The organism is Sulfitobacter sp. HI0040 (assembly GCF_001634885.1).
Taxonomy (GTDB): Bacteria; Pseudomonadota; Alphaproteobacteria; order Rhodobacterales; family Rhodobacteraceae; genus Sulfitobacter.
The window spans coordinates 1-14,087 of record NZ_LWEX01000346.1; the positions used below are offsets into that span (position 1 = coordinate 1).

Genomic DNA, 14,087 nt, shown 5'->3' on the forward strand with positions numbered 1-14,087 from the left:
CATGGGCGATGACCACGAGGGTCGCCCCGATGATGCTGGACAAGAGCGCGCCCCCCTCGACGAAGGCGAGGGGCAGCAGAACCTCGTACTCCTGTGCGAGATCGCTCGCCGGGGGAACCAGTGTGGCCACCAGCATGAACGCACCGGACCCGAACACCATCGTCGAAATCGCGAGCGGCGTGATTGCGCTGACCGATTTGAAGACGGGGGCGAGGCTGCGCATCACCGGCCCGGTGGTCCGGCCGCTCGCCATACGAGCCTCGGTGACCGCGAGCAGGACCATCGCAAGGGTAAAGGGAACAAGATAATAGATCAGCCGGTACAACAGCAAACCGGCGGCGGCCTGTTCGACGGGTACGGATGCGGGCAGGGCGGCGATGATGACCGCCTCGAAAACCCCGACGCCGCCGGGGACATGGCTGAGAACCCCGGCAAAAACCGCGGCAGTGAAAACCGACAGGAAGGTGGTGAAGCTGAGATCGTTCGCGGGCAGCAGCAGAAAAAGCACGGTGCCGGCCAGAAGGATATCGGTCGCGGTAAAGACGATCTGACCCAGCATGGTGCCCAGCGACGGGATGCGCAACGAATGACCGCGCAGCGTGATCTCTGACTTGCGGGTCGCGAGGAAGGCCAGAAAACCTATGCAGAGGGCGACGATGGCAAGCGACACCCACCGGATGGTGGTGGCATTGATCGCCGTGAGCGGATCCAGCGCATGGGGGCGGTAGGCCAGCGCCCCGAACCCCATCAGCGTGGCACCGAAGCCGAAAGCAAGAGAGCCGAAGACGGCGATCCCGGCGATGTCGTAAGCAGACAGGCCAAGCGCGGAATAGATCCGGTACCGCACCGCACCGCCCGTGATCGGCCCCGCGCCGATCGTATTGCCGAGAGCGTAGCCGAGAAACCCGCCGGTGAAGATGACCGGCAGCGGCAGCTTCTTGCCAAGGTAGCGCAAGGCAGACCAGTCGTAGCCCACCAGCGCCATGTACCCACCGATCGTACAGAGCAGTGCGAGCGCGATGATATGCCAGGGCGTGGCCCTGACCTGAGCGGCGACTTCGAGAAAGTTGACCGGCCTCAATAGCTGATAAAGCGCCCAGGCCCCCAAGGCGAACAAGGCTGCCGTGAAGAAGAAAGGTAACAGTGGTTTGACGCGGGCCCAGAGCCCGGCAGACAGGATGTTCTCGGAAATCGGCACGGGCTCCCCTCGGATCGACCAATCTTTTTGTTTCTTAGCCTGTCTCAAGTCGAATGGGCACCCGGTGCGCGCTTTCCTTGCCGGATGTGAGGTTTCCGGGAGGGGAAAGGGCCCTGATGGCAAGATGTTGAGTCCTGAAGGCAAAGAGGTATCCGCCAGTAAGGTACCTCGAAGAAGATACAGAGCCACAAGAGTCGGCCTCGGACGCTAACCACCTTCCGGTAAAATCACATACGCAGGACGCCTATAGTCCTTTCATCGGGTCAATTCCACCGTCGCATGGACCAATCGAACGACCAGCGCGCCGTAGTTCCCCCCGCCGGTGTTCTGCAACGTCTCGTTCCACGCAATCCAGACGTTCCCGCCTGACGCCACCATGCGTGGAAAGCCAATCGTCCGGCCCGCGCGGACAAGGGTAAGCGACGCCGGAGTGCCGCACCCCTCTGTCGGGGTGGCGCGGCAGACAAGGACGGTCTCGCCCGCGGCGGTCTGCTCGACCCAGCTAAAGAGCGCCGAGCCGTCGGACAATTGTACCACGTCCACACCGCCGAAAGGCGCGCCAAGGTCGATACCCTTGGCCTCGCCAAAACTGACGCCCCGGTCGTCGGAGAATGCCATCCTTACGGCGGGAAGGTCATCCGCGGCTGTGAACCACACCAGGGCGACTTGGCTGCCATGCGCGTCAATCGCGGGCCCGTTTACCGGGCAACCCGAAATCTCCCACCCGTCGCCGCTGACCTCAATGGGCTCGGACCATTTCCCACCGATCTGGCGTACAAGGGAGATATCCCTGATCTCGTCTTTCGTCCGGTCCCGGTAAGCCAGCAGGATGGTTCCATCATCCAGCGCGACGGCCGAGGTCTGGCAACAGCTACAGGTGCGTTCGTCCAGCAGGATTTCTTCTGTAAGCGCACCGTTGGAAGAAAGCGTCGTTGCGCGCAACTGCATGGCATCCCCGTCGCCCTCGACGCCGCCCTGGGTGTCGACAGTTCCGTAGTTTTGCCCATCGAGCCACATCGTCGTGATCCCGCCTGATCCGTCGGACACCATCGACAAGAAGCCGTGCTGCCGCTCCGACCGGTCCTGATGTGGCACGGTCCCCGCGCTCCATGTGACGCCGCCGTCGTGGGACAGGGAAATGACGGTGTCGTAGGCATAATAGCTGTCACCGCTCATGCGTGACCAACTGGTGGCGAGCGTGCCGTCCGGCAGCGCGGCAACCGCCGGAAAATCGGCGTAATTGATAAAGAGGTCGTCACCTTCCACGACCGTGACCGGCTCCGACCAGTCAGATCCCTCCAGAACCGCTGTCTTGACAGCGGCGCGCACCGGGCCGTCTGTCTCGATCCAGGACATCAGAACCCGGCCATCCGGCATCGTCGCGAGGGACGGACCTTCGGAGTTCAGCGCGGCCGGCGTCGCGATCTCCTCCCGGGTCAGGAACACCTGTGCCTCAGCCGAAACACCGGAAAAGCCCAGTAAAGCTGCGCTTATGACGCCGGGGACTACAGGATGACGCATAGGGAAGACCTTTCCGTGAATGGTTCGTTAGCGAATGACACAAGCCCCATGGTGGGGGGGATGTTCGCAGAAATGCAAATGAGATTATGGAGAGCGGGCCATCGTGGTTACCGGACCATGAATGGCTGGCTGGGTAAGAGCGGTCACTCTTGAGCAATCACAAACGCTCCGCCCCCGCCCATGAGTTGTCGGCCAGTAGGTCGTCAATGACCAAAGGGATCTCATCATGTACGGCTTGCGCGGCGATTTTGAGGGGGATCGCACTTTGATGGACCAGATGCGCACTGCGCCAGAGCCTTGGCGCAGCAAATTTCAGGCTTGCGAGATGACCGCGGGCCACGTCCTGCGCAATCGCGTGAAACGGCAGGATGGAACAGCCATACCCGCTGGAGACAAGGCGCTTGATGTTGACGTAGCTGTCCACCTCTATGGTGGGTTCAACCCGGATCGTGCGCTTGGCCAACATCTGCTCCAGCATCATGCGCAGGCCATGGGCGCTGCTTGGCAGGATCAGGGGCATATCCCCGATCGCATCCTCCACCGTGGGACAATCCGGCGCCGCTTCGGGCGGGATAAGCATGACCAGTTCCTCGCGCAGCAAGGCTTTGCTTGAATAGCCCGGGGCAGGGTTATCGGAGTAGAGCACGGCCAGATCTATGCGCCGGTGTTCAAGCCATTCCAGAACGAAACCGCTCATCGCCTCCGCGATGATGAGCTTGATCCTGGGGTATTTCCGCCGGATCCGCGCGATCAGCGGAACCGCGAGGATGGAACTGATGGTGCCGGGCAACCCGATGCGAACGATGCCCGAGGGTTCCTGCCCCATGCTCCGCAACTCGTCCTCGGTCTGCGACAGGTCGCTGAGGATCTTCCGGGCGGAGTGCAGCAGGGTTTCACCAGCCTCCGTGGTGGTCACACCTTGCGGACCGCGCAGCAGCAGGTTGATCCCCAGATCCTCCTCGATCTTGCGGATCTGCAGGGAAAGGGCCGGCTGGGCAATCCGGAGCCGTTTGGCAGCGGCCGAGAATGAGCCCCCTTCGACGATGGCAACGAAATACCGAAGTTGTTTGATATCCATGCCATTCCCCGCAACGGTTCCGGACCGCCTTGACGGGTATAAGCAGGCGATATAGCGGTCAACAAAATTTGGTATTTGCGTGATAGAGGATAAGCGATTCAACTGGCGCAGTAGTACGGACCAGTCTCGGAGCCCAGCCCTTGAATACATCCACCGATCATCAGGACATCCGCGATGGCATCCGCGCCCTTTGTGCGCAGTTTCCCGACGAATATCACCGGGAAGTTGATCACCAGCGCGGCTATCCCGAGAAATTCGTCGAGGCGCTGACGCGTGAAGGCTGGATGGCCGCCCTGATCCCCGAGGAATACGGCGGCGCGGGGCTGGGGCTGACCGAGGCATCCGTGATCATGGAGGAGATCAACCGAGCGGGCGGCAACTCCGGCGCCTGTCACGGCCAGATGTACAACATGAACACGCTTGTGCGCCACGGCTCCGACGAACAGCGCCAGCGCATTCTGCCCAAGCTCGCCAGCGGCGAGCTGCGGCTGCAATCCATGGGGGTCACCGAACCCACCACCGGCACCGACACCACGAAGATCAAGACGACAGCGACCCGCAAGGGGGATCGCTATGTCATCAACGGGCAGAAAGTCTGGATCAGCCGGGTGCAACATTCCGACCTCATGATCCTGCTGGCCCGCACGACGCCGCTTTCGGAAGTGCAGAAGAAGTCGGAGGGGCTGTCCATCTTCCTGGTGGATATCCGGGAAGCCATGAAAGACGGGATGGAGGTGAAACCCATCCGCAACATGGTCAATCACGAAACCAATGAGCTGTTCTTCGACAACCTCGAAATCCCGGCGGACAACCTGATCGGCGAGGAAGGCAAGGGGTTCAAGTACATCCTCACCGGGCTGAATGCCGAACGCGCGCTGATCGCGGCGGAATGTATCGGGGATGGTTATTGGTTCACCGACAGGGTCACGAAATACGTCAGTGAGCGGCAGGTTTTCGGGCGGCCCATCGGGCAGAACCAGGGCGTGCAGTTCCCAATCGCCGAAGCCTATATCGAGGTGGAGGCAGCCAACCTGATGCGCTATCGCGCCTGCGCGCTTTACGATGCGGGCGAGCCTTGCGGGGCGGAGGCGAACATGGCCAAGTACCTCGCCGCCAAGGCAAGCTGGGAGGCGGCGAACGCCTGCATCCAGTTCCATGGGGGCTTCGGCTTTGCCAGCGAATACGATGTGGAGCGCAAGTTCCGCGAAACGCGCCTGTATCAGGTGGCGCCCGTCTCTACCAACCTGATCCTGTCCTATGTGGCCGAACATGTGCTCGGCATGCCGAGGTCTTTCTGATGGGCGCCGATCTGCCGCTTTCAGGCCTGAAGGTCATCTGCGTGGAGCAGGCGGTCGCGGCGCCTTTCGCTTCCGCTCGGCTGGCGGACGCGGGCGCGCATGTCATCAAGATCGAGCGGCCCGAAGGCGATTTTGCCCGCGGCTACGACGATGTCGCGGCGGGGCAGTCGAGCTATTTCACATGGCTGAACCGCGGCAAGGAAAGCCGCACGCTTGACCTTGGCTCGGACGGGGGCAAGGCAGAACTGTCGGAATTGATCGCGACGGCTGATGTGTTGATCCAGAACCTGAAACTGGGCGCGTTGGAACGTTTGGGGTTCGATCCGGCGGAACTGCGGCGGCGCTATCCGCGCCTCATCACCTGTTCGATCACCGGCTACGGCACCACCGGCCCGATGGCGCAGCGCAAGGCCTATGATCTGCTGGTGCAGGCGGAATCGGGGCTCTGTTCGATCACCGGCGGCCCGTCGGAGCCTGCGCGCGTAGGCATGTCGATCGTCGATGTGGCCACCGGCGCGACTGCCCATGCCGCGATCCTCGAAGCGCTGATCCGGCGCGGCACCACGGGGCAGGGGGCGCAGCTTTCGGTGTCGATGTTCGACGTGATGGCCGATTGGCTGACGGTGCCGCTGTTGAACCATGAAGGCGGGAAGACCCCGGAACGCGTGGGGCTCGCGCATCCTTCGATCGCACCTTACGGGGTGTTTGACATGCAGCGCGGCGCGCCGATCCTGATCTCGATCCAGAGCGACCGGGAATGGCGAAAGCTCTGCGCGGACATATTGAGCGCCCCCGGACTGGGCGAGGATGACCGGTTCGCCACCAACGTCGCCCGGGTCCGCAACCGGGCGGAGACAGACCGGATCGTGGCGGAAGCCTTCGCCAAGGTGCCAAGCGACGAGATGGCCCGCCAGCTCGATAAGGCGGGGATTGCGTTTGCCGTGCTGAGAGACATGGAAGGGCTCTCCCGCCACCCGCACCTGCGCCGGATCACGGTAGAGACCGAAGGCGGTCCGGTCTCCCTCCCCGCGCCCGGGGTGATCTGGGAGAGCGAGGTGAGGGGATACGGCCCAGTACCTGCGCTGAACGCGCCAGATGGCTGAGGGGACGATAAACCGCCTCAGCCATCTTCAGAACGACCGGAACGATGACAACAAGCCCAAAGTTCCGGACCAATTGCGGCGATAGAGCTACTCAGAAGTCAAAGAGTTCACTCAAGAAGCCTTCGCGGCGCTTCTTCTTATAGGATTTGTCGTGGGGATCATGCCCCGAACTGCGCGGGGAGGAGAATTCCCGTGGTGCAGGTTCGGGATGCGACCGTTCAATGATCTTGTCCAACTCACCACGGTCCAGCCAGACCCCGCGACATTGGGGACAATAGTCAATTTCCACACCGGAGCGATCTGTCATCACCAATTGTGTTCCATCGATCGGACATTGCATTAGTTAAGCCTCCTTCATTTCGTAGTTAGTTGGGCACCCGCTATGCAAACTGCAACCTCTTCAAATGTCGCAGTGCGGTTCCGGGTGGAGTGCTGAAGGCCGCGCCCCTTGATCCATCTTCCGAAAAACTGAATCAGAATCACATTCGCGGGGCCGGTCCGAGGGAGTCGCGGAGCACGACATGGGCTTCGAGTTCAGTACTTGAAGTTGGCATTTGACCATTGCGCATCCCCAACAACAGACGTGCCGCTCCCTTTCCCATTTCACGATGCGGCACATGGACCGTCGTGAGGGCCGGTGTCACGATCTGGGCGATCTCGATGTCGTCGAAACCTGTAATCGAAACGTCACCGGGAACATCGAGGTTCATCTTCCGGGCTTGCAGCAAGGCCCCTGCAGCCAGCACATCGTTGCCGCACAAAACCGCGGTGGGTCGCGGGTCGGATTCCATGAGGGAAGCAAAGGCGTCTGCGCCGTTCGAGATGGTATAGGGCGTCTCGACGATGCGCAGCCCTTCTGGATCGATCCCATGGAGCGCCATAGCGTCCTGAATGCCTTCGCAGCGGTGACTGGCGCGGTCATTGTCCTTACGCTGGGATGTAATCAGCGCGATATTGCGATGCCCCAGCGAAATGACCCGTTCGGCCAGACATTTCATTGCCTTCCGGTTATCGAAGCCAATCGAGATCCGCGATTGGAAATCCTCATAGGTCCAGGTGATAACATAGGGTACCTGACGATCATCGAGGAATTCATAGACCTGAGGCGCCCGGGCATGCCCGATTAGCAATAATGCGTCCGCGCCGCGCGCGACGAGGCCACGGATCTGCTGCTCCTCCAATTCGGGCGTGTAGGAGGAACTGGCCACAAGCAGGGTGATGCCGTTGCGCTGCAATTCTTCCTGAAAGGCCTGAAGACCACGCGCAAAGATCGCGTTCTCCATCGTCGGGATGATCGCACCAAAGGTATTGGTGCGCTTTGCCGCCAAAGCCTGTGCACCGAAGTTGGGGGCATATCCAAGCGTTCTTACCGCCTCGAGCACCCGCTCCCGGGTCGTCTTGGCGACTTTAGAAGGATTGTTGAGGCAGCGCGATACCGTGGCCGTCGATACCCCTGCCCGGGTGGCGACGTCTTCGAGCGTCGGCGAGGGCACGCTGCGGCGGTATTTCTCAGCTCGGTCCGGTTGTTTTTCCACGGGTCTGGTCTTTCACATTCTGACATCGGGCTGAAAAAGTGCGTCTCCTCATACATATAGCAGAAACATCTCAGCAAGTAATGTAAGCGCTTGCATTACACGTATGTAAGCGCTTACATTAGGGCTAGGCCGAATCCCTTAAAGGAGCAAGAAGTGTTCTTGATTTTCGCATTCGCGTTTTTCACCGCCTTCCTTGTCAACGTGCTGATCGGCGCTTCGGGAGGAGCGAAATTCTTCAGCGACGTATGGGAGATGGTGTTTTTGTTCACGGCGTCGGCGGCATTCGTTGTCGCCATCCTGCGGCGGGAGGCCGCAGCAAAGAGGAAAAACGACGACAACTGACGAACCATCAACGGGAGGAAAAAATGGATCGTGAAAGAACGGGGATCGCCTCGCACGGAAGGCGCAATTTTCTGAAACTCGCAAGTTCGGGCAGCTTTACCGCCGCGCTCGTAGCGGGGGCAGGCGGCATGCTTTGGTCGAGCGAGGCCTCTGCCCAGACCGCCAGAGAAGAAAAGGAACGTGAAGCCGCGGCGGAGCACACCATGACGCTCGCGACGGCCTACGTGCTAGGAGCCTCGCGCAGCTATCCGATCATGCAGCTCGACCTCAAGGAAAACATCCAGAACGCCACCAATGGCAAGGTCTACGTCAAGCTCGCACCGGGGGGGCAGCTGGGTGCGGGCGGGGCACTTGTTCAGGCCGTTCAGACCGGCACGATACAGTGCGCCCAGCATTCCCTGTCGAACTTCGCGCCTTTTGCCAGCGCCGTGGACCTCATCAACATGCCGTATTTCTGCGGCTCCAACCAGCGGTTCACCAACCTGGTGAATTCCGACGCCTGGAAAGGCAAGGTACATCCCAAGATCGAGGCCGCCGGTTTCAAGCCATTGATGTACGTGGTGATCGACCCCCGGGTGGTCGCAATCCGGAAGGGCGGCAACAAGGTCATCACGCCGGGCGACCTGAGCGGCGTCAAGTTCCGCGTGCCCGGGTCCAAGATGTTGCAGCAGTATTATTCGATGGTTGGTGCGAACCCGACGCCGGTGGCCTGGGGCGAGACGCCTTCGGCGATCAAGCAGGGTGTGGCCGATGCGCTGGATCCCTCGGTCGGCGCGCTCTATGTCTTTGGCTTCAAGGACATCCTGAGCCACGTCACCTTTACCCAGGCGGTGCCGGACAGTCAGGTCTATTCGATGAACCTCGAATGGTTCAACTCCTTGCCGCCGGACGTACAGGAAGGCATCGAATTCGCGGGCGAGATTACCACGCAACAGAACCTGGCCAAGGTGCCGGCCGCGCGCGCCTACGCGATGGCGGAACTGACCAAATCGGGTGTCGCGTTTCACTCACTGACTGACGACCAATTGGCCGAGTGGCAGGATGCCGGCGGCTACCAGCGTTCCGAATGGGATGAGTTCAAGGTCGATCTCGCCGGATCTATGGAAACCTTCAGCGCGCTCGAAGAGGCGGCTGGTACCATGGGCCGCTACTACGTTCACGACGCCTGAGATAGCGTACACGGGGCGGCCCGGATGTCGCCCCGCCATCTCTAACTCTTTCACCTTCTCGAATGGACGGTCGCAGATAACCCCGCGCCGGCCCGCAGGAGAATTGCATGTCGAATGTCCTGAGAATTATCGATCGAAATGCCGAACGCTGGTTGCTTCTGGTGTTCTACACGATGCTCGTGGTCACCATGTTCGTCGAGGTTCTGCGGCGCGAACTGCTGTCCTATTCCTCGATCTGGGGCGAAGAGATTGTCCGCTATTCCTTCATCTACCTCGCCTGGATCGGTGCTGCTGCCGCCGTCCGTCAGAGGGGTCACATACGCATCGACGTGCTGATGCAGTACGTCGGCCCCCGAGCGAAGGCCGCCCTCTACATCTTCGGTGACCTGGTTATGTTCGCCGTCTCTCTGGTGGCTTTCTACTGGTCGCTCGAAACGGTGTTGGTTTCGGCGAAGTTCGGCTCCGTCACCCATGGTCTGCGCATTTCGCAGGTGTGGTTCCTCACCGCGGTGCCGCTGGGCTTCGGCTTGGTGATGCTGCGCCTCATCCAATCCCTGATCCGGGATTTCACCGACTTTCGTCACGGACGCCCCGTGTACGAAGGCGACAAGCTTTTCGACTGAGGAGACGGCCATGCTCTGGAACACTCTCGATCAGACCGTCGAACTTGGATGGGATTTCTATGCCCCCGTCCTGCTCTTTGTCCTGCTGGTGGCCCTCGCGGTACCGGTCTGGGCTGCGATCGGTGCTTCGGCCATTGCCATGCTGGTGCTCTCGGGCGCTCTGCCGCTCAGTCTGGTGGGCGAAAGCCTTTTCCACGGCATCGACCATTTCGCGCTCACCGCGGTGCCGCTTTTCATCCTGACCGGCGATGTGCTGGTACGCACCGGGCTATCGCGCAAATTCCTCGACGTTGCCGAAGCGCTGACGCAGTTCGCGAAGGGCGGTTTCGGTTCGGCGACGGTGCTGGTCTGCGGCATGTTCGCGGCCATTTCGGGGTCGGACGCGGCCGGGGCGGCGGCTGTCGGGCGAATGACGATCAACCGGCTGGTCGAGAGCGGCTATCCGCGACCCTATGCCTGCGCGCTGGTGGCAGCGGGTGCCTGTACGGGCATCCTGATCCCCCCGTCCATCGCCTATATCATCATCGGTCTGGTGCTCGGGATTTCCGCCTCCACGCTGTTTCTCGCGGCGGTTATTCCCGGTTTGGCCATCCTTCTCTCGATCCTCGCCACCAATATTATCATGAACAGGCTCTATGGCTGGGAAGGTGGCGGCAACGTCTCTTTCGCGGAGTATGCCTCCAACCTCGGCAAGGCGCTGAAATCCGGCTGGTACGCCTTCATCGTCCCCGGGATCATCTTCTACGGCATCTTTTCCGGACGGATGACCCCGACCGAGGCGGGTGCGACGGCGGTGGTGGTGACGATCACCATGGGCTTCATCCTCGGCACTCTGAAACTGGCCGACTTCCCTTCGATGTTGGTCAGTTCGGCCAAGGTCAACGGGATTATCCTGCCGATCATCGCCTTCTCCCTTCCACTGGCGCAGGCACTGGCCATTCTCGGTGTGCCGCAAGGCTTTGTCGCCGCCGCGACCACGGTCAGTGACGAGCCCTGGGTGCTGATCGCGATGATGGTGATGATCCTGATCGCCGCCGGCTGCGTGATGGAAACGACCCCGAACATCGTGATCCTCGCGCCCATCCTCAAGCCTCTGGCGGATGATATCGGTATGAACGAAATCCAGTTCAGCATCATGATGATCACCGCCCTCGGTGTCGGCTTCATCACCCCGCCGCTTGGCCTCAACCTCTTTGTCGTCTCCGGGCTGACCGGTGAATCGATCCTGAAGATCGCCTACAGGGCCGTTCCCTTCGTGCTCTTCATGCTGATCGTGACACTGTTCATCGCCTATGTGCCGACGATCTCCACTGTCCTTCTTCCTGACATCTACAAATAGGAGCGCCGTTCATGACCCGTGAATACCTGAAAAAAGCTGCCCTGACGTCCAAGAGCGACGCATCGGACACCAAGAAGATCGTCCGGGGCATCCTTGACGAGATCGAGGCCGGGGGAGATGCCGCCGCGCTGGCATACGCAAAGAAATTCGACAATTACGATGGCGAAATCATCCTGTCGGAAAAGACCATCGAGGCGGCTTCGGCACTGGTGCCCGAGAAGTTGAAACGCGACATCGATTTCGCGCATGCCAACGTCAAGCGCTTTGCCGAGGCGCAGCTCGGCACGGTGAAGGATTTCGAGATCGAAATCGTTCCCGGCTTCATTGCCGGTCAAAAGGCGATCCCCGTGGACGCCGCCGGATGCTATGTCCCCGGCGGGCGCTACAGTCACATCGCGAGCGCCATCATGACGGTGACCACGGCAAAGGTCGCCGGGTGCAAACATATCGTTGCATGTTCACCCCCGCGGCCCGAGGTCGGCATCGCCCCCGCCATCATCTATGCGGCCCATGTGTGCGGCGCCGACAAGATCCTCGCCATGGGGGGCGTGCAGGGCGTCGCGGCGATGACCTACGGCCTGTTCGGTCTGCCCAAGGCCAACATCCTTGTGGGCCCCGGCAACCAGTTTGTGGCGGAAGCCAAACGCATGCTCTTCGGCCGGGTCGGCATCGACATGATCGCCGGTCCCACGGACAGCCTCGTACTGGCCGATAGCACCGCCGATCCGATGGTGGTCGCCGCTGACCTCGTCGGCCAGGCCGAGCACGGCTACAACTCTCCGGTCTGGCTGATCACCGACGACCGTCCGCTGGCCGAAGAGGTTATGCGCCTTGTCCCTGTGCTGATCGAAGACCTTCCGGATGTGAACCGTGACAATGCCACCGCCGCCTGGCGCGACTATGCGGAGGTGATCGTCTGCGCGGATCGCGAGGAAATGGCCGCCACCTCCGACGACTACGCGCCGGAGCATCTGACGGTTCAGGCAGAGGACCTCGACTGGTGGCTGGGTCGCCTCAGCTGCTATGGCTCGCTGTTCCTCGGCGAGGAGACCACCGTGGCTTTTGGCGACAAGGCGTCGGGCACCAATCACGTGCTGCCCACCTCAGGGGCGGCGAGCTACACCGGCGGCCTCAGTGTCCACAAGTACATGAAAATCGTTACCTGGCAGCGCGCAACCAAGGAGGGCGCGCGCCCGGTGGCCGAGGCAACCGCGCGTATCGCCCGGCTCGAGGGGATGGAGGGCCACGCCCGTACTGCCGATATCCGGCTGAAGAAGTACTTCCCCGACGAGTCCTTCGACCTGACGGCGGAAGGCTGAGCCGATGCAGGGGAGCGAGCTTTTCAGCGTTGCCGGCAAGGTGGCCTGCGTTACCGGGGCCAGTTCGGGACTTGGCCGCCACGCGGCCGAAGTTCTTGTAGACGCCGGGGCAAGTGTTGTCGGCGTGGCGCGGCGGGCGGCGTCGCTGGCGGAATGGCAGGCCGAAGCCGGTTCCGCTGCCGCCGCGGTTGAGGGCGATGTGACCGATCGCGGCGCGCTCTCGGCACTGGTACGCCGCATCGCCGCGCCCTTCGGTGCGCCGGATATCCTTGTCCATGCCGCCGGTCTCAATACCCGGGAAATCGCTGACGAGGTCACGCCCGAAGGGTGGGATGCAACGCTCGCGGTCAACCTGACGGCGCCGTTCTTCCTCAGCCAGCAGCTCGTCCCGGCAATGCGGGAGAAAGGCTGGGGCCGGATTGTGAACTTCGCCTCCCTGCAGTCCTTCCGCGCCTTTCCGGGTGGGATCGCTTATGGTGCCAGCAAGGGCGGCGTCACCCAGATGACGCGCGCGATGGCCGAAGCCTGGTCACAGCACGGCATCACCGCGAACGCGATCGCACCGGGGTTTTTCCGGACCGAGCTGACGGCGGCGGTGTTCGACGACCCCGACCGCGCCGCGCGCAACGCCGCCCAGACCTGCATTGGCCGTAATGGCGAGCCGGAGGATCTGGACGGACCGCTGTTGTTTCTCTGCTCGGATGCGTCGCGATACGTGACGGGGCAGACACTGATGCTCGATGGAGGGTTCACCGCCAAATGAAAGCTCTGGTCTATACCGGCGTCGAAAGCCTGACCTACCGCGATGCGCCGGATCCCGAACCGCAGGCTGGCGAAGCCCTGATCCGCGTCGAGAGCGTCGGGATCTGCGGCTCTGACATGCATGCCTACCTTGGCCATGACAGCCGCCGCCCCGCTCCGCTGATCCTCGGACACGAGGCTGCGGGTACCGTGATCGGCGGGCCGCTCGACGGCAAGCGCGTCACCATCAACCCACTGGTCACCTGCGGCAACTGCCCGGCCTGCATTTCAGGGCGAGAGAACCTTTGCGCGACGCGGCAGATCATCTCCATGCCGCCGAGGGAAGGCGCCTTTGCCGAGATGGTCCGAATGCCCGAAGCCAACCTGATCCCGGTGCCTGACCACGTGACGCTGGCCAAGGCCGCGCTGGCCGAGCCTCTGGCGGTCAGCTGGCATGCTGTCCGGCTCGGACTTGAGGCGCTGCACCCCTCGGCCGAGCGCCGGGCGCTGGTTCTCGGCGGCGGTGCCATCGGGCTTGCGGCGGCGCTCGCGCTGAACGCGATGGGTGTTACCGACGTCACGGTGGTTGAACCGGGCGACGCTCGCCAGGCCTACCTGACCGACAGGTGCGGGCTGCGCGCAATCAAGACAGCCGAGGCCATGTGCCCGATCGTCATCGATGCCGTCGGTTATGCCGCGACCCGCACCACGGCCTCTGCGCTTGCTGATCCCGGTGGCGCGATCGTGCACATCGGTCTGGGCGAGGATGCAGGCGGGCTCGATATCCGCCGCATGACCCTGCAGGAGATAACCTTCATCGG

General features: G+C 61.9%; 14 protein-coding genes. 9 read left to right on the top strand and 5 right to left on the bottom strand.

Annotation, left to right across the window (positions count from 1 at the left end; genetic code table 11):
* From A3728_RS15015 to A3728_RS15025, 3 genes are all read right to left on the bottom strand, one after another.
* On the bottom strand, positions 1-1,198 hold a 1,198-nt coding region (locus A3728_RS15015; RefSeq protein ID WP_150120833.1), incomplete at its 3' end, for a lysylphosphatidylglycerol synthase domain-containing protein.
* 255 nt (positions 1,199-1,453) lie between these two features.
* The gene (locus A3728_RS15020; RefSeq protein WP_067925337.1) at positions 1,454-2,719 is read right to left on the bottom strand and encodes a sialidase family protein; all 1,266 of its coding nucleotides are present in this window, start codon (positions 2,717-2,719) and stop codon (positions 1,454-1,456) included.
* Positions 2,720-2,876: 157 nt separating this feature from the next.
* Entirely contained in the window at positions 2,877-3,797 is a 921-nt protein-coding gene (locus tag A3728_RS15025; RefSeq protein WP_067925340.1) for a LysR family transcriptional regulator, read from the bottom strand.
* Between the two features lie 140 nt (positions 3,798-3,937).
* Between A3728_RS15025 and A3728_RS15030 the strand changes: the two genes are divergently transcribed.
* Positions 3,938-5,095 carry an acyl-CoA dehydrogenase family protein gene (locus A3728_RS15030; protein ID WP_067925343.1) on the top strand — a complete coding sequence of 386 codons (1,158 nt, stop codon included), beginning with the start codon at positions 3,938-3,940 and terminating at the stop codon, positions 5,093-5,095.
* Complete coding sequence (locus A3728_RS15035) at positions 5,095-6,198, top strand: CaiB/BaiF CoA transferase family protein (RefSeq protein ID WP_067925346.1); 1,104 nt, start codon at positions 5,095-5,097, stop codon at positions 6,196-6,198. The genes A3728_RS15030 and A3728_RS15035 overlap by 1 nt, the downstream gene beginning before the upstream one ends.
* 91 nt (positions 6,199-6,289) lie before the next feature.
* Here the strand turns inward: A3728_RS15035 and A3728_RS15040 are convergent, their stop codons facing one another.
* Positions 6,290-6,538 (bottom strand): TFIIB-type zinc ribbon-containing protein, encoded by a 249-nt coding sequence (locus A3728_RS15040; RefSeq protein WP_067925349.1) that lies wholly within the window; start codon positions 6,536-6,538, stop codon positions 6,290-6,292.
* 139 nt (positions 6,539-6,677) lie between these two features.
* Positions 6,678-7,733, bottom strand: coding sequence for a LacI family DNA-binding transcriptional regulator (locus A3728_RS15045; RefSeq protein WP_067925352.1), 1,056 nt, complete (start codon positions 7,731-7,733; stop codon positions 6,678-6,680).
* A 153-nt stretch (positions 7,734-7,886) separates the two neighbouring features.
* Between A3728_RS15045 and A3728_RS15050 the strand changes: the two genes are divergently transcribed.
* From A3728_RS15050 to A3728_RS15080, 7 genes are all read left to right on the top strand, one after another.
* Positions 7,887-8,075 (top strand): hypothetical protein, encoded by a 189-nt coding sequence (locus A3728_RS15050; protein ID WP_067925355.1) that lies wholly within the window; start codon positions 7,887-7,889, stop codon positions 8,073-8,075.
* 23 nt (positions 8,076-8,098) lie between these two features.
* Positions 8,099-9,244 (top strand): TRAP transporter substrate-binding protein, encoded by a 1,146-nt coding sequence (locus tag A3728_RS15055; RefSeq protein ID WP_067925358.1) that lies wholly within the window; start codon positions 8,099-8,101, stop codon positions 9,242-9,244.
* A gap of 107 nt (positions 9,245-9,351) precedes the next feature.
* The gene (locus A3728_RS15060; RefSeq protein ID WP_067925361.1) at positions 9,352-9,867 is read left to right on the top strand and encodes a TRAP transporter small permease; all 516 of its coding nucleotides are present in this window, start codon (positions 9,352-9,354) and stop codon (positions 9,865-9,867) included.
* Positions 9,868-9,877: 10 nt separating this feature from the next.
* Positions 9,878-11,206, top strand: a complete 1,329-nt coding sequence (locus A3728_RS15065; protein ID WP_067925363.1) for a TRAP transporter large permease — start codon at positions 9,878-9,880, stop codon at positions 11,204-11,206.
* An 11-nt stretch (positions 11,207-11,217) separates the two neighbouring features.
* Positions 11,218-12,525 carry a histidinol dehydrogenase gene (hisD, locus tag A3728_RS15070; RefSeq protein WP_067925366.1) on the top strand — a complete coding sequence of 436 codons (1,308 nt, stop codon included), beginning with the start codon at positions 11,218-11,220 and terminating at the stop codon, positions 12,523-12,525.
* Positions 12,526-12,529: 4 nt separating this feature from the next.
* Positions 12,530-13,288 carry an SDR family NAD(P)-dependent oxidoreductase gene (locus A3728_RS15075; protein ID WP_067925369.1) on the top strand — a complete coding sequence of 253 codons (759 nt, stop codon included), beginning with the start codon at positions 12,530-12,532 and terminating at the stop codon, positions 13,286-13,288.
* Positions 13,285-14,087: alcohol dehydrogenase catalytic domain-containing protein (locus A3728_RS15080; protein WP_067925373.1), on the top strand; the 803-nt coding region annotated here is incomplete at its 3' end. The genes A3728_RS15075 and A3728_RS15080, both read left to right, overlap by 4 nt.